General features: G+C 64.8%; 16 protein-coding genes and 3 pseudogenes. 9 read left to right on the top strand and 10 right to left on the bottom strand.

From position 1 onward, the window contains the following. Positions 1–147: pseudogene (locus tag VFH65_RS16085) on the top strand (urate oxidase); the annotation flags it as partial. A 211-nt stretch (positions 148–358) separates the two neighbouring features. Continuing rightward, entirely contained in the window at positions 359–802 is a 444-nt protein-coding gene (locus tag VFH65_RS16080; protein ID WP_353322765.1) for an STAS domain-containing protein, read from the top strand. On the opposite strand, the gene VFH65_RS16075 is transcribed toward VFH65_RS16080, so the two are convergent. Together VFH65_RS16075 and VFH65_RS16070 are read right to left on the bottom strand one after the other, a co-directional pair. Then, positions 773–1,495, bottom strand: a complete 723-nt coding sequence (locus VFH65_RS16075; protein ID WP_414688435.1) for an RNA polymerase sigma factor SigF — start codon at positions 1,493–1,495, stop codon at positions 773–775. The two genes, VFH65_RS16080 and VFH65_RS16075, sit on opposite strands and share 30 nt — an antisense overlap. Positions 1,496–1,557: 62 nt before the next feature. After that, positions 1,558–1,992 (bottom strand): ATP-binding protein, encoded by a 435-nt coding sequence (locus VFH65_RS16070; protein ID WP_353322762.1) that lies wholly within the window; start codon positions 1,990–1,992, stop codon positions 1,558–1,560. Positions 1,993–2,113: 121 nt separating this feature from the next. Between VFH65_RS16070 and VFH65_RS16065 the strand changes: the two genes are divergently transcribed. Both VFH65_RS16065 and VFH65_RS16060 read left to right on the top strand, forming a co-directional pair. Further along, positions 2,114–2,272: a hypothetical protein gene (locus VFH65_RS16065; RefSeq protein ID WP_353322761.1), complete on the top strand. Its 159-nt coding sequence runs from the start codon at positions 2,114–2,116 to the stop codon at positions 2,270–2,272. A 78-nt stretch (positions 2,273–2,350) separates the two neighbouring features. Then, positions 2,351–3,367, top strand: coding sequence for a DNA topoisomerase IB (locus VFH65_RS16060; protein WP_353322760.1), 1,017 nt, complete (start codon positions 2,351–2,353; stop codon positions 3,365–3,367). On the opposite strand, the gene VFH65_RS16055 is transcribed toward VFH65_RS16060, so the two are convergent. After that, a complete protein-coding gene (locus VFH65_RS16055) occupies positions 3,364–4,557 on the bottom strand; it encodes a glycosyltransferase (protein WP_353322758.1) in 1,194 nt (397 codons plus the stop codon). The genes VFH65_RS16060 and VFH65_RS16055 overlap by 4 nt on opposite strands. A 155-nt stretch (positions 4,558–4,712) precedes the next feature. On the opposite strand from VFH65_RS16055, the gene VFH65_RS16050 reads away from it, so the two are divergent. Together VFH65_RS16050 and VFH65_RS16045 are read left to right on the top strand one after the other, a co-directional pair. Next, complete coding sequence (locus tag VFH65_RS16050; protein WP_353322756.1) at positions 4,713–4,913, top strand: hypothetical protein; 201 nt, start codon at positions 4,713–4,715, stop codon at positions 4,911–4,913. Beyond that, positions 4,910–5,744 (top strand): annotated as a pseudogene (locus VFH65_RS16045) (SDR family oxidoreductase); the annotation flags it as partial. The gene VFH65_RS16050 and the pseudogene VFH65_RS16045, both read left to right, overlap by 4 nt. Positions 5,745–5,829: 85 nt before the next feature. On the opposite strand, the gene VFH65_RS16040 reads toward VFH65_RS16045, so the two are convergent. Next, a complete protein-coding gene (locus VFH65_RS16040) occupies positions 5,830–6,195 on the bottom strand; it encodes a DUF6766 family protein (protein WP_353322754.1) in 366 nt (121 codons plus the stop codon). A 179-nt stretch (positions 6,196–6,374) separates the two neighbouring features. Continuing rightward, complete coding sequence (locus VFH65_RS16035; RefSeq protein ID WP_353322752.1) at positions 6,375–7,307, bottom strand: NAD(P)/FAD-dependent oxidoreductase; 933 nt, start codon at positions 7,305–7,307, stop codon at positions 6,375–6,377. Between the two features lie 228 nt (positions 7,308–7,535). Here VFH65_RS16035 and VFH65_RS16030 point away from each other — a divergent pair, with 228 nt between their 5' ends. Then, complete coding sequence (locus tag VFH65_RS16030) at positions 7,536–7,781, top strand: CsbD family protein (protein WP_353322750.1); 246 nt, start codon at positions 7,536–7,538, stop codon at positions 7,779–7,781. A 55-nt stretch (positions 7,782–7,836) separates the two neighbouring features. Here the strand turns inward: VFH65_RS16030 and usfY are convergent, their stop codons facing one another. The 4 genes from usfY to VFH65_RS16010 all read right to left on the bottom strand — a co-directional run bounded on the left by usfY (position 7,837) and on the right by VFH65_RS16010 (position 9,992). Further along, positions 7,837–8,145 carry a protein UsfY gene (gene usfY / locus VFH65_RS16025; RefSeq protein WP_353322748.1) on the bottom strand — a complete coding sequence of 103 codons (309 nt, stop codon included), beginning with the start codon at positions 8,143–8,145 and terminating at the stop codon, positions 7,837–7,839. A gap of 101 nt (positions 8,146–8,246) precedes the next feature. Further along, positions 8,247–8,861: a flavodoxin family protein gene (locus tag VFH65_RS16020; protein WP_353322746.1), complete on the bottom strand. Its 615-nt coding sequence runs from the start codon at positions 8,859–8,861 to the stop codon at positions 8,247–8,249. Next, entirely contained in the window at positions 8,858–9,229 is a 372-nt protein-coding gene (locus tag VFH65_RS16015) for a hypothetical protein (RefSeq protein ID WP_353322744.1), read from the bottom strand. Before VFH65_RS16015 ends, VFH65_RS16020 begins: the two co-directional genes overlap by 4 nt. Before the next feature lie 85 nt (positions 9,230–9,314). Beyond that, positions 9,315–9,992: a PAS and ANTAR domain-containing protein gene (locus VFH65_RS16010; RefSeq protein WP_353322743.1), complete on the bottom strand. Its 678-nt coding sequence runs from the start codon at positions 9,990–9,992 to the stop codon at positions 9,315–9,317. A gap of 124 nt (positions 9,993–10,116) precedes the next feature. Between VFH65_RS16010 and VFH65_RS16005 the strand changes: the two genes are divergently transcribed. Both VFH65_RS16005 and VFH65_RS16000 read left to right on the top strand, forming a co-directional pair. Continuing rightward, entirely contained in the window at positions 10,117–10,950 is an 834-nt protein-coding gene (locus VFH65_RS16005) for an FAD binding domain-containing protein (protein WP_353322741.1), read from the top strand. Beyond that, a complete protein-coding gene (locus VFH65_RS16000; protein WP_353322739.1) occupies positions 10,947–13,604 on the top strand; it encodes a molybdopterin-dependent oxidoreductase in 2,658 nt (885 codons plus the stop codon). The genes VFH65_RS16005 and VFH65_RS16000 overlap by 4 nt, the downstream gene beginning before the upstream one ends. Here the strand turns inward: VFH65_RS16000 and VFH65_RS15995 are convergent. After that, positions 13,601–13,877, bottom strand: a pseudogene (locus VFH65_RS15995) (HNH endonuclease); the annotation flags it as partial. The gene VFH65_RS16000 and the pseudogene VFH65_RS15995 sit on opposite strands and share 4 nt — an antisense overlap.

Raw genomic sequence — 13,877 nt, 5'->3', positions numbered from 1 at the left:
GACCTGTCGCGATTCGGCTTGGACAACGACAACGAAGTGTTCCTCGCCGACGACCGCCCCTACGGCCTGATCCAGGCCACGGTGACTCGCGACGACGCGCCCGCCGCCGGGCCTGCGTGGGACAGCCAACTCGGATGGCTGGCCTGACCTGGCCGTATTAGATTTCGGTGACATTGATTGTGGGGATGCTCCAAAGCGCGTAGGGTTCAGAACAGGTTGAGTTCACAGCCAGCTGGAAACGTCATAGACGTGCAGGGCAGAACTCCCGCGCCCTGCAGTGAAGGCTTTGAGGAGCAGGGCCCCAAAATTTGACGTGAACCACAGAACGAATCACGTATTCCGTACTGATGGAGTCACAATGTCTACTGTTCAACACACTCGACCGGTTTCACCGGAATCCCATATCGACCGCACCGACTGCCACGGCGCACATTTCGCCACTCGTTGGTTGCATCCTTCGATGGCAGTGATCACCGCCCACGGCGAACTCGACGCAGCGAACGCGCAAGCTTTTGTCGACTACGCGCTGCGGCACGCGGCCCAGACCGAACGCCTGGTGCTGGACCTGTCCGGCCTGGACTTCTTCGGCACCGCAGGGTTTTCCGCGCTGCATTCGGTGAACGTGCGTTGCGCCGGCGAGAAGATCCAATGGGCGGTGGTGCCCAGCGCCGCGGTCACCCGACTGCTCCGGATCTGCGATCCGGATTGCGCCCTACCGATCTGCGGCAGCGTGGAGGACGCGTTGTCGGCAGTTCAGGGTGAGCCCCGGCGTTTACTGCAGCTGGTCTCGAAGTCGCGCTAGGGATTTAGCCAACAAACGGGATACGTGCATCTGCGAGATGCCGACCCGCTCGGCGATCTGTGTCTGCGTCAGCGACTCGAAGAAGCGCAGCAATAGCACGGTGCGTTCCCGCTCCGGCAACGCAGCGAGCAACGGACGCAACGCTTCTCGGTTTTCGATCTGATCCAGGCCGGTGTCGACGTCACCGAGCGTGTCGGCAATCGCAGGTGCGTCCTCGGTGCCACTGCCGCCACTGTCGATCGACAGCGTGTTGTAGGAGCTACCGGCCACCAGGCCCTCGATCACCTCGTCGCGATCCATATCCAGCTCGGCGGCCAGCTCCGAAGCTGTGGGCGCGCGACCGAGACGTTGCGACAGCTCCGCGGTCGCGGCGCCAAGGCGCAGGTGCAGCTCCTTGAGCCGGCGCGGCACCTTGACCGACCAACTGTTGTCGCGGAAGTGGCGGCGAACCTCCCCCATGATCGTCGGCACCGCGAACGACACGAAGTCCGAGCCGGCATTGACGTCGAAGCGGATTACCGCGTTGACCAACCCGACGCGAGCCACCTGGACCAGATCGTCGCGGGCCTCCCCGCGTCCGTCGAACCGCCTGGCGATGTGATCGGCCAACGGTAGGCAACGTTCGACGATGCGGTCCCGCTGCCGCATGAATTGAGCGGACTCTTCCGGGATGTCCTTCAGCTCGCGGAACATCTCGGCGACGTCCGCGTATTCAGAGTTCGATCGTGACGACGAACCCTGTGACGGCGACGGCGTCACTGCAGCGAACTCGCTCGCCTCGTCGTCATCGAGATCCCGAACACCCGCCCCTCCTGCGGTCCCCGCCCGTTTTCGAACGTCCGCACCTCATCGGTGAGCGAACTCAACACATGCCAGCTGAAGCTTCCGGGGGCCAGGATGTCGGGGCTCTTGCACGTGGTCGACGCGTGGATCACGACAGCGTCGTCGCGCGGATCGACAACGAGCAACAGCGTCGAATCGGGCAGTGCCGATCGGATGAGGCGGGTACAGGCTTCGTCGACTGCGAGTCGGAGGTCGGCGACCGCATCGAAATCGAGGTCTTCGAAGGTGCCGACGGCCGCGACAAGCGTGCGCAGTATCGCAAGGTTCTCGAGCCTGGCCGCCACCCGAAGTTCGACGGATCGGGCACCGCGCGCGTGCCCGTTGCTGGTGTTGGCGACGTCGGTCACTTGACCTCCTGGCAATGTCGAAGCGAGACTACCCCAGACCGGTTCCCAGCTAACCACTGGCGCTCCAATTACTCGACAGCAAAGACGTGTGGCAACTGCCCCGGCCGGGTAATCCTCGGCCATGGAGAGTCAGCCGAAGATCTACCACCCCGAGGCGACCGCCACTCGGCCGCTGCGCCGGATACTCATCGCGGTCGGTTTGGTGCTGGCCGCTCTCATCCTGATTGCGGTAGCAATCTACGCGGGCGCGTTCATCATTCTGGCGCCCATGATGCAGTGACGCCGATGATGCCGCGCCCGCTGAACCCGTCTTCACCATCGTCAGGGTTCAGTACCCCGCCATGGTCGGCGGTCAAACATGCGCCTTCGCCGTAGCGTCGTCGACGGACCTGGCCTGCGCCGGGTCCGCCGGGGGCGCGGGTTTTCCTACCACCACCCCGACGGCTCATCGGTCACCGATGCCGCGACGCTGCAACGCATCAACGACCTCGTCATTCCTCCCGCGTGGAAGAACGTGTGGATCTGCCCTCATCCCACCGGCCATATCCAGGCTGTCGGGACCGACGCGGCGGGCCGCCGCCAGTACCTGTATCACCAGAAATGGCAGGAGGACCGGGCCGAGGAGAAGTTCGACCGCGTGCTGTCGTTGGCGCCCGCGTTGCCGGATATGCGCCGACAGATCGCCGCCGACTTACGGGGCCGCGGATTAACCCGCGACCGAGTGCTGGCGCTCGCTTTGCACCTACTCGACCTCGGCTACTTCAGGGCAGGCGGTGAGCAGTACGCCGAGGAGAACAACTCGTTCGGCATCGCGACGCTGTTGTGCGAGCACGTCAGCCTTGGGCGCGAGGCCGTGGAGTTCGACTACCCGGCCAAGAGTGGGGTGCGCCGCACGCTGATCATCGACGACCCCGAAGTGGTGCGGTCGGTACGCGCGCTGGTGCGCCGTCCGGACCGGACCGACCGCTTGCTGGTCTGCCGCAACTCGTCGGAGTGGGCCGACCTTCACGCCGAGGATCTCAACGCGCGGTTCAAGCAACTCGTCGGCGAGGAGTACTCCGTCAAGGACCTACGCACTTGGCACGGAACGGTTCTCGGCGCGGCGGCGTTCGTCGATGCCGATCCGCCGGTCAACAAGACGGTTATCAAACGCGTGGAATCGGCGGTGATGAAGGAGGTGGCCGAGGAGCTCGGCAACACCCCAGCGGTGGCACGGTCCTCCTACGTCGATCCGCGTGTCGTACAGGGCTATGAAAGGGGTTTGACGATCGCCCCTGGGGTCCGACGCTCCGCGCGAACGAAACGCCCTGACAAACGTCAGGCGATTCTCGAGCGCAGCACGGCCCGGTTGATCCGCAAGGTGGCCAAGGGCTAGAAAGTCGCTGCCGTGCGCTCGTATTCGGCCGGCACGAGCCGGTCGTAGATGCGCAAGGCGTCTGCCGCGATTCGGTCCCATGAGTAGCGGGCGCGGGCGCGATCGCGCCCGGCGGCACCAAGGCTGTGCCGCAGGAACTCGTCGCGCATCAGGTGATTGATCGCGTCGGCCACCTCGGCTGGCCGATTCGACGTAACCAGTCGACCGGTCACGTCGTGGACGACGGTGTCGAGCATGCCGCCGACTGCTGAGGCCACCACAGGAACACCGCAGGCCATGGCTTCCAGCGGCACAATCCCGAACGGCTCATACCACGGGGTGTACGCCACCACATCGGCGGACCGCAGGATAGCCGGCATGTCTTCCCTTGCGACCGAACCGTAGAGCCGCACCCGGTCGGCGACTCCGAGTTGGCTCGCCAGTTCGCGCAGCCGGCACGCCTCGGGATCGACGTCCAGATGCGTCGAGTCAGGGCCACCGACGACGACGAGCTCTGTGCTGGGGATGGCCGGTAGCGCACGGACCACGGTGTCGAAACCCTTGCGGGGCACCAACCTTCCGACGCTGACGAGGCGGTGGAGCCCGCCGCGTGCCGCCGTGGGGCCAGCGGGGCTGAACACATCCAGGTTCACCCCACACGGAACGACGGACATTCTGGCGCGCGTTCGACCCATCCGCATCAGCTCGAACAATTCCTCGGTGCAGGTGGCGAGGACCCAGGTTGCTCCTCGCGCAACCATGGCTTCGAGCCGGAGCCGCTCCCGCGGGCTGGTGTCCTCAGCGCCGTGGCGTCGCTTCACCCCTTCGAGTGCGTGAAATGTCTGCACCGCAGGCACATTGAGGTGCTTGGCCGCCAGTTGGGTTGCAATGCCGGATGTCCAGAAATGCGCGTGCGCGACGTCGGGCCGGTTAGCGGCCCACTGCCCGTGGAGATATTGGGCAAACGGACCCATGTATTGCAGCAGTTCGTCTTTGGGTGCCTGCCGCGCAGGTCCCGCCTGGACATGTACCACGCTGTAACCCTGTGGCGTCTCGACCTGGTCGGGCAGATCCGGATCGTCGCGACGGGTGTAGACGGTCACCTGATGACCACCGCGGGCCAGCGCTGACGAGAGCTCGGCGACGTGCTCGTTCTGTCCTCCGATCGCGGCCAGCGGGTTCGCGTGGGCGGAGACCATCGCTATCTTCATCGGCAGTCTCCTTTCGCGGTTGAAGTACCCCAGCGTCAATTTGACATAACGATGTAGCGGTCGTTTTTCGCAATGTGGACGCGCGCTTTTCGTATTCGGGATGACCATGGGTCGCGGCCGGTTTCGGCGAGGACACCACGGGTATCCCGATCATCATGCAAGACCCCGAAGAGCTTCCCGACGACGTCCCAGTCGCCGATGCCGTCGAGCAACACCGGACCACCAGCGAACCAGTTCTCGACGAAGAGGCGACCGCCGAACCGCCCGCGGAACTGCCGCTCGAGGCCGCCCCGCCGGACTGGCAGGAACAGCTCGAAACCGTCGATCTCGACCCCGAACTCGAGGACGGCAGATGACCGATCCCGAGGGCGTCATTGCCTATCCCGGGCACACCTCCGATATGCAGGACAAACCGCGCGACGAGATGCGGGAGTACGTCGGCGCGGCCTGCTTGAGGGCAAGCGTGCGCTGATCACCGGAGGCGATTCGGGCATCGGCCGCGCAGTGGCAGTGGCCTTGCCAAGGAGGGCGCCGACATCACCATCGCCCACCTCGAAGAACACGACGACGCCGCTCACACCGCCGAACTGGTGGAAAAGGTGGGACGCCGCTGCCTGCAGTTGCCCGGCGACCTGGCCGACGCCGAACACTGCAAGGCGATCGTGGCGCGCACCGCCGACTCGCTCGGCGGGCTCGACATTCTGGTCAACAATGTCGCCTACCAGAATCCGAAGGAGAAGTTCACCGACATCACCGACGAGCAGTGGCGTCGCACCTTCGCGGTCAACATCGACAGCTTTTTCCGGGTCACCAAAGCCGCCCTGGAACATCTGCCCGACGGCGGCGCGGTCATCAACACCGGATCGATCAACGGCCTGCGCGGAAACAAGACACTGATCGACTACTCGGCCACCAAGGGCGCGGTGCCGGCGCTGACATACTCGTTGGCGCAGTCACTTGCCGATCGCCGCATACGCGTCAACTGTGTGGCGCCGGGGCCGGTGTGGACTCCGCTGATCCCTGCGACAATGGACGAAGACAAAGTCGAATCATTCGGTGGCCGTACGCCGTTCGGACGCGCGGCGCAGCCAGACGAAATCGCGCCGTCGTACGTGTTCTTCGCCGCCGGGCAGCTGTCGTCGTATTACAGTGGCGAGGTACTCGCGCCCATCGGGGGCGAAGGCCTGCAGCGCTTTCGGGCGGTTCTGTTGCTCGTGGTGGCCATCGTCGCACTGGGTCTGCTACAGACTGATCTCCAGTTCGACAGGGCCCCTACCGAACTGCACCCGTAGGCCGAGCCTCTTCGCCCGGTGGTGCTGTCGGCAGACCAAGTCGGTCCTGGATCTTGTCGATCTTTGCCTCTATGCGTTCCAGGTCTTCGGCATCGACTTTGAAGATCCAATGCTTGGCACCGAGCAACAATATGGCTTGGAATACCAGCTGTAGCCACTCACTTTGCCAATTTTCGAAGGTGCTGGCGAAGAACGTGGTGAAGTACTCCGACCACATGAACGGCTGACCATGAACTAGCTGCTCGCTGCGAAACTCACTGAGCTGGGCGAAGAACTGACCCAGCCATGATCCGACGAACAGCAGTAGGAGCAGATACACCGCTCCCCAACGCCGAACGTGTCTCATGTCTGTTCCTCCATCTGCTGTCGATGGAACGGTCACATGACCTCATAGTGACGTTCCAGCAGTACCCTGCACCAATACCGTCTAACCTTGAATCGGTCCAGTAAGCGCTGTTTTCGGCGCCCAAAGTCATGACCCCACCTAATTGCGTTGTCGCCGTGCGGTCTTCGTTAGTCGCCGGATCACGGCGGGTACGGCAGCTCGAATTCGTCGGCCAGCAGGCTTTGGACGATGATCATCGCGGCCTGCGACCCGGCGGCGATGGCGCCGGCAACATAGGGCTGCTCTGCGCAGACGTCGCCGGCAGCGAAAACGGCGGCCGTGCTGGTCCTGTGCAGTGGATCCACGCCGATCGAGTCCGGCGCGAGAGGGCCCTCGGTGCAGGTGGCGCCCAGCTGCTCGGCCAGTCCGGAACGCTGACGCAGCGGTGCGTCGACGAGCAGCCCGTCTCGTTGCAGGTGGCTGCCGTCGGCGAACGCGATCCGTGTCAGCTGACCGTCATCACCCTCCAGGCCCACGACCTTGCGCCGGTCAATAGTCACGTTGGCCGCTTCTAGCCGCCGCCGCTCGTCGGCGCTGAGATCGGTTGCCCCGTCCGTCAGCACCACGACGTCGTCACTCCATCCGCGCAACAGCAATGCGGCATGGACCGCGTCATCGTCTGCGACAAGCGTGGCGAGCCGCTTGTCGCGCATTTCCCAGCCATGACAGAACGGGCATTGGAATACCGACCGACCCCAAAGCCCGTCGAGCCCAGGCAACTCCGGGGGGCAATATCGCATGCCGGTAGCCAGCAATACGCGGCGAGCGGTTACTTGCTGGCCGTCCTCCAGTTTGAGCACGAAACGATTGCCGAGCGCTGCGCCGCTTGCAACCTGCCCGCTGCGGTATTCGACACTGGGATAGGCCCACAGCTCGCGGCGACCCGCTTCATACAGTTCGGCGGGCGGGCGTTGGTCGTAGCCAAGCAGCCCGCCGATGACGCGGGCCGCCTGATTGCTCGGTTCTCCTGCGTCGATGACGAGTGTCCTCCGACGCGCCCGGCCCAGCACCAGCGCCGCGCTCAACCCCGCTGCGCCTGCGCCGACGACGACGCATTCCCACTCGTCATGCATTCCGCATAGGTTGCCGAAGTTGTTACCGGTCAAACACATTTTTGAGCTCGACGCGACGCCACGCCACGTTTAGCTCCTCCGACCGTCGGGAACTCATGAGATCGCGTGGGGAAATCCTCCGCGTGCGACCCGCAAAGCGGGTGGCGAGCCCGGACCGATCGAGAGCCGGATCGCCGCGGAGCTCAAGAAGTGGGCAGACCGATCCACTGCATTAGCGGAAAGGTAACCATGACTGACAAGAAAAACACCGGACCTGAAGAAGGCATCAAGGGCGCCGTCGAAGACGTCAAGGGCAAGGCGAAGGAAGCCGTCGGCACTGTGACCGGGCGTGACGACATGGTCCGCGAGGGTAAGGCCCAGCAGGACAAGGCCGACGCCCAGCAGGACGTCGCCAAGAAGGAAGCCCAAGCCGAGGCGGCGCGTGGAGGCGCCAAGGCTGCCGAGAAGCGGCAGGAAGCCGAGCAGCGGCCGTAACAAGCCCTAACGGAAAAGGCCCAGCCACTTGGCTGGGCCTTTTTCCTTGTCGGTGCTAACTGCTCGGTCGTTGTCGTTCCGCGTCGGGATGCTCTGCGTACCAACGTTCTTCGATGCGACGAACACGCAGATGCTCGATAAGCAACCATGCGAGCGAGACGATGAACAAACCGGCCGATATCAAGGCCAACGTCACCCCGACATCAGGATGGCCACTACCGAACGCGGCCAGGCTCGAGACGAAGGTCACCAGAGCAAACCCGAGCAACACCAGCGCAGGCATGTTCTTGGTGTCCTTCATCGTTTCGCCGGCATGCGGCCGCGTCGTCCTCGCATGGTCGACGGGATCCTTCGGGCTCTTCATCGGCACTCCTCCCTCGGCATACCTCTGCCCGCCTTACATGGGCTGATTCAACGGTAGGACTACCCGACTATGTTGTGGGGGAAACCGACAGGGAAACGAACTCACTGGTAGCGGGGATATTTCCCCTCCCGCAGCAGCTTTGCCAGGTGTACCGCGTTGCGCGCCGCGGCAGCGGTGGTCTTGGCGACGGCTTCGGGAACCTCATCGAGATCGTTGTAGTCCTTTGTCTGCATCGCCTCGCCGTTCCAGTAGGTGGCACCTTGGGCCGGGATGGAGAACCCGATGTCGTTGAGCCCCTGGAACATGTCGGCGACGATCTTGTGTGCGCCGTCTTCGTTGCCGACCACCGCCACAAGCGCGACCTTGCCGACCATGACGGGCCGCCCGGCGTCGTCGGTGTTCGACAGCTCGGCGTCGAGGCGCTCGAGGACACGCTGGGCGATGCTCGACGGATGTCCCACCCACACCGGCGTGGACAGAACAAGGATGTCGGCATCCAACAGCTTCTGCCGGATCTTGGGCCATTCGTCACCGTCGCCCATATCCGCTTGCACCCCAGGCAGAATCGCGTAATCCACGCAGCGCATCGACTCGGTTTTCACCCCGGCGTTGCGCAACTGTTCGCTGACATGCTCGGCCATCAGCGCGCTGCTCGACGGGGCGGGGCTGCGCTTGAGGCTGCATACCAGCGCCACTGCGCTCAACGGTTGATTCATCCGCCGAACACCGCTGGCCCGGCCAGCGCGGGCATGCTCATGGTCAAGACGAGCAGCATCAGTGTCATCAAGAACCAGCCGGCGCCTTGCCACGCCCACCAGGTCTCCTGCCTGCGCCACGCCTGGTAGGTGCGGACGAACGCACGCAGCCCACCGATCAACAGAATGACCGGCGCCCCCAATGCCAGCAGGGTGCGCTGCGGCGGCCCGCAGGCCACGGTGTCGGCGGTGGCGCCGTCACAGGTGCTGACCCACACCGCGGCGACGAACAGGAACGCCGCGCCGGCTGCCGCGACGCCGATGGCGAAACGCACGGCGTCGCGGACGTTGGCGTCATCGTGGCGCAAGTCGTTGGAACTCTGATACATGCCCAGGTCTCCAGGAGGTTCGCTGTCGAAACGCACGTTGGATTTGACGTCGTGGGGAATTCCCTGGGCGAGGGACGGATAAACCTCAGGAACCCACGCGCAAATGCGCGGTCAGCAGCAGCCTGTCGTACACGGCGCGAGCCGGAAGCACCTCGTCATACTTCAGGCCGAGGAAGTCTTTGACAATTTGCTCGCCGAGGATGCGCAGTTTCACGTTGGTTTCTTGGGACCGCCATTTGAGCAGCTCGAAGGCGGAGTCCGCGCTGATGCGGTAGACCAGCATCAACATGCCTTTTGCCTGTTCGATGCCACCGCGCGCCTCGGCGATCTCGGCGACCGCCTCGCTGACGATCTCGTCCTGAGCTTCCCGCATCGACGGTGAGACATCGACGTAGAAGCCATGGGTGCCGATCACTGAACCGTTGTCGAAGAGCTGGTCCCCCACCACGACGACGTGATGAACGTCACCATGGGTGTCGATGATCCGATGCCGGGTGGAGAAGGCGCCAGATGTGCGGCGAATTTCCTCCAGCGTGGCGGCGACCTGGCCGTAGTCCTCGGGATGCTTGTGCGACAACACGAGGTCGGTGGTCGGGTTCACGGTGCCGGGGTCATAACCGTGCATCCGCTCGACCTGCGGCGACCACTCCCAGCGTTCATCGGCGAAATAGAACCGAAACCACCCGACCCGCTGTGGTTCTCCGCCCGCCAGCGCGTGCTCGACGGGGGTTTGGCCGTCCAGGTCGGCCAGCTCATCGGACATATCGTGCAGATTAATCGTCCGATCTGGGAACGGGAGTTACTGCGCAAGACCGCTTCGTTTTTCGGATGTCGGCTTTCATGCGCCTTGCGGTGCACACGCCCCGAAGCTTGATTACCGTCGATTGGTGGACCTCAATACGGTCGAGGTGGTCAGTGTGCCCACCAGCCGAGACGAGCTGTGGCCGCTGGGCCCCGGCGACGCCGTGCTGGCCGGCGGTACCTGGTTGTTCTCTGAGCGGCAACCACACCTGCGGCGCCTGGTGGACATCAGCGCGCTTGGCTGGCAGCCGATCGTGTTGAGCGACACCGGGATCGACATGGCGGCCACCTGCACGGTGGCGGAAGTGTCGCGGCTCTCGGCCGAGCTGCCTGCTCGCAGGCCCGATTGGGCCGCCGCGCCGCTGCTGCAGCAATGCTGTGCCGCGCTGCTGGCGTCGTTCAAGATCTTGGGAAGCGCCACCGTTGGCGGCAACATCTGCCTGTCGTTCCCTGCCGGGGCGATGATCTCGCTGGCTTCTGCGCTCGACGGCCGGGTGACGGTCTGGCGCGCCGACGGTGGTGATTACGACTTGGCTGTCACCGATTTCGTCACCGGAATGGCGACCAACGTGCTGGCCGCGGGCGACGTGTTGCGATCTGTGAATTTGCCTGCGGCTGCGCTGCGGGCGCAAACCGCGTTCCGCAAGCTGGCGCCGTCGCCGCTGGGCCGGTCCGCGGTCGTGGTGATTGGCCGTCGCGACTCTGCGGCCGACGGCGGGCGGTTCGTGCTTTCGGTGACCGCGGCGACCGTGCGGCCGTATGTGTTCGGATTCCCGTCGGTTCCCGATGCCGATGCGGTGGAGGCCACGCTAGCGGCGATTCCCGACGATGCCTGGACCCGTGACCCGCACGGTGATCCTGACTGGCGGCGCGCGATGACGCTACTCCTTGGTGAGCAGATCCGCGCGGAGCTCAGATGAGCATAAACGTCAACGGCATTGAGCTGCAAGGCGATCCGCGCCCCGGGCAGTGTCTGCGCACGTATCTGAGGGACCACGGCCACTTCGAGGTCAAGATGGGTTGCGACGCAGGCGACTGCGGGGCCTGTTCGGTTCTGGTCGACGGCGCGGCGGTGCACTCGTGTGTGTATCCCGCGTTTCGTGCGGCCGGGCGCACCGTCACGACGGTTAGTGGCCTTGGCACCGGCGATGACCTGCACCCGATGCAGCGCCGCGTCCTCGAGGCCGCCGGGTTTCAGTGCGGGTTCTGCACGGCGGGGATGGTGACCACGGCCTCGGCGCTCTCGGCAGAGCAATTGGCAGACCCGCCCACTGCCCTCAAGGGCAACCTGTGTCGGTGTACCGGGTATCGGGCTATCGCCGATGCGTTGGAAGGCACGGTCAACATCGAGAAGCCCGCGGGCGCCTGTCGCTCGGTCGGCGCGCCTGCCGCGGTGGCGGTCGTCACCGGCGCGGAACCGTACACGATGGACTTCACCCCCGAGGGCCTGCTGCATCTGGCCGTGCTGTGCAGTCCGGTGCCACACGCCCGCATCGTCTCGATCGACACGACCGCCGCACAAGCAATTCCGGGCGTGCAGCTGGTGCTGACCCATCGCGACAGTCCGCAGACCGCGTTCTCCACCGCACGCCACCACAGCCGTACCGATGATCCCGAGGACACGGTCGTGCTGGACAGCACCATGCGATTCGCCGGGCAGCGGGTTGCGGCAGTTGTCGCCGACAGCGTCGCGATCGCCGAAAAGGCGTGTCGCGCCATCAGTGTGGAATACGCACAGCTGCCGGCCGTGTTCGATCCGGAGGTGGCCCGCAGTCCTGGTGCGCCGCTGGTGCACGAAGCGCCACGCAACGTCGTCGCGGAATTGCACGGCGAAGTCGGCGACGTTGAGGCCGCCGTCGCGGGCGCGCATGCCGTCGTTCGAGGTCAGTGGACCACTGCGCGGGTGCAGCACGCACACTTGGAGACGCATGGCAGTACCGGATGGCGAGATGAGTTGGGCCGGTTGGTAATTCGCACCAGCTCGCAAGTACCGTTCTTGGTACGCGACGAGCTGTGCCACATCTTCGGGCTGGACAGCGACGGGGTGCAGGTCTTCACCAAACGCGTGGGCGGCGGCTTCGGCGGCAAGCAGGAGATGTTGACCGAGGATCTGGTCGCGTTGGCCGTGCTGCGGCTGGGCAGGCCGGTGCGCTTCGAGTTCAGCCGTTCCGACGAGTTCACGATGGCGCCGTGCAGGCACCCGTTCCGGGTCGACGTGACGGCCGCGGCCGGTGCCGACGGGGTGCTGACGGCGCTGGCGGTCGATGTGTTGACGGATGCGGGGGCGTACGGCAACCACAGTCCAGGTGTGATGTTCCACAGTTGCGGTGAGTCGATCTCGGTCTACCGGTGCGCGAACAAGCGGGTCGACGCGCAGACCGTCTATACGAACAACTTGCCTTCTGGTGCGTTCCGCGGATACGGCCTTGGGCAGGTGATCTTTGCGGTGGAGTCGGCACTCGACGAGCTGGCCGCGCGGCTGGGTGTCGACCCGTTCGAGCTGCGGCGCCAGAACGTGATTGTCCCTGGTGACGTGTTCGTGGATTCACATGTGCTGGAAGACGATCTGACGTTCGGAAGCTACGGACTGGACCAGTGCCTGGACCTGGCCGAGGCAGCGTTGGCCCGAGGAAACGGTGTGGCGGCGCCGGACGGTGCGCAGTGGCGCGTCGGGGAGGGAATGGCGGTCGCGATGATCGCCACCATTCCGCCACGAGGCCACTTCGCCGACGCTTCGATAACGCTGTCTCCCGACGGGCGGTATGCGCTGTCTGTGGGCACCGCGGAGTTCGGCAACGGCACGACGACCGTGCACGCCCAGCTCGTTGCGACCATGCTGAATACCGCATCTGATCGCGTCGACATCCATCAATCCGATACCGATGCAACTGGTTACGACACCGGAGCATTCGGTTCGGCAGGCACCGTGGTGGCCGGCCGGGCGGTGCTTGCCGCCTGCCGCCAGTTGCGAGCCGCGATTGTCGCCGCGGCGGCGGAAGTGACGGGTGTGCCCGCCCAGTCATGCACGCTCGGTCCGCACGGCGTTCAGTGCGGTGATCGGTTCGTCGACCTCGCCGACCTTCCTGGCCCGCTGACGGGCCATGGCAGCCACGAGGGCACTCCCCGATCGGTGGCGTTCAACGTGCAGGCCTTCCGCGTCGCGGTAAACACCGAGACCGGTCAAGTGCAGATCCTGCAGTCGGTCCAGGCGGCTGACGCCGGGGTGGTGATGAACCCACAGCAATGCCGCGGTCAGGTCGAAGGCGGTGTGGCGCAGGCGATCGGATCGTCGCTCTACGAAGAGATGCACATCGGAGCCGATGGCGCGGTGCTCACCCAGACGCTGCGCAACTACCACATCCCACAGTTCGCCGATGTGCCGGTGACCGAGGTGTACTTCGCCGACACCTACGACGAGCTGGGCCCCCTTGGCGCGAAGTCCATGAGCGAATCACCGTACAACCCAGTGGCTCCCGCGCTTGCCAATGCGATAGCCCGCGCGTGCGGCGCCCGCCTGCACCAGCTTCCAATGACACCGACACGGGTGTGGCGGGCGCTTCAGAAACTTCGCTAAAACGGTGGTGGTTCGTAGTTTTGGGCGAGCCAGGCTTGGCGTTGGCGTTCTTCTTCGGCGATGAGTTCGGTGCGTTCACGGCGTTCGGCGTTGATCCGGTCGCGGCGCTCTTGCTCGCGGGTCTGTTTGCGGCGCGGCATCATTGCGGTCCGGTCCGTCGCATGTTCCTGCAAACTTGGTGGGATCGTCAGCTCACCAGTGGATTGGCCCAGTGCGGGGAACATCGCCGCGCCGTGGGCTTCGGTGAGGTAGACATGCCCGCTCGGGGAACGC

This window comes from Mycobacterium sp. (assembly GCF_035697385.1).
Lineage (GTDB): Bacteria > Actinomycetota > Actinomycetes > Mycobacteriales > Mycobacteriaceae > Mycobacterium.
This window is presented reverse-complemented; position numbering and strand designations above follow the sequence as displayed.

Excerpts from the sequence above, each read along its gene's own strand:
- VFH65_RS16010 (WP_353322743.1), bottom strand. The coding sequence starts at position 9,992 with ATGTCCGATGAGCTGGCCGACCTGGACGGCCAAACCCCCGTCGAGCAC.
- VFH65_RS16050 (WP_353322756.1), top strand. The coding sequence starts at position 4,713 with ATGCAAGACCCCGAAGAGCTTCCCGACGACGTCCCAGTCGCCGATGCC.
- VFH65_RS16035 (WP_353322752.1), bottom strand. The coding sequence starts at position 7,307 with ATGCATGACGAGTGGGAATGCGTCGTCGTCGGCGCAGGCGCAGCGGGG.
- usfY (WP_353322748.1), bottom strand. The coding sequence starts at position 8,145 with ATGAAGAGCCCGAAGGATCCCGTCGACCATGCGAGGACGACGCGGCCG.
- VFH65_RS16055 (WP_353322758.1), bottom strand. The coding sequence starts at position 4,557 with ATGAAGATAGCGATGGTCTCCGCCCACGCGAACCCGCTGGCCGCGATC.
- VFH65_RS16030 (WP_353322750.1), top strand. The coding sequence starts at position 7,536 with ATGACTGACAAGAAAAACACCGGACCTGAAGAAGGCATCAAGGGCGCC.
- VFH65_RS16015 (WP_353322744.1), bottom strand. The coding sequence starts at position 9,229 with ATGTATCAGAGTTCCAACGACTTGCGCCACGATGACGCCAACGTCCGC.
- VFH65_RS16065 (WP_353322761.1), top strand. The coding sequence starts at position 2,114 with ATGGAGAGTCAGCCGAAGATCTACCACCCCGAGGCGACCGCCACTCGG.
- VFH65_RS16000 (WP_353322739.1), top strand. The coding sequence starts at position 10,947 with ATGAGCATAAACGTCAACGGCATTGAGCTGCAAGGCGATCCGCGCCCC.
- VFH65_RS16075 (WP_414688435.1), bottom strand. The coding sequence starts at position 1,495 with ATGTTCCGCGAGCTGAAGGACATCCCGGAAGAGTCCGCTCAATTCATG.
- VFH65_RS16080 (WP_353322765.1), top strand. The coding sequence starts at position 359 with ATGTCTACTGTTCAACACACTCGACCGGTTTCACCGGAATCCCATATC.
- VFH65_RS16020 (WP_353322746.1), bottom strand. The coding sequence starts at position 8,861 with ATGAATCAACCGTTGAGCGCAGTGGCGCTGGTATGCAGCCTCAAGCGC.
- VFH65_RS16040 (WP_353322754.1), bottom strand. The coding sequence starts at position 6,195 with ATGAGACACGTTCGGCGTTGGGGAGCGGTGTATCTGCTCCTACTGCTG.
- VFH65_RS16060 (WP_353322760.1), top strand. The coding sequence starts at position 2,351 with ATGCGCCTTCGCCGTAGCGTCGTCGACGGACCTGGCCTGCGCCGGGTC.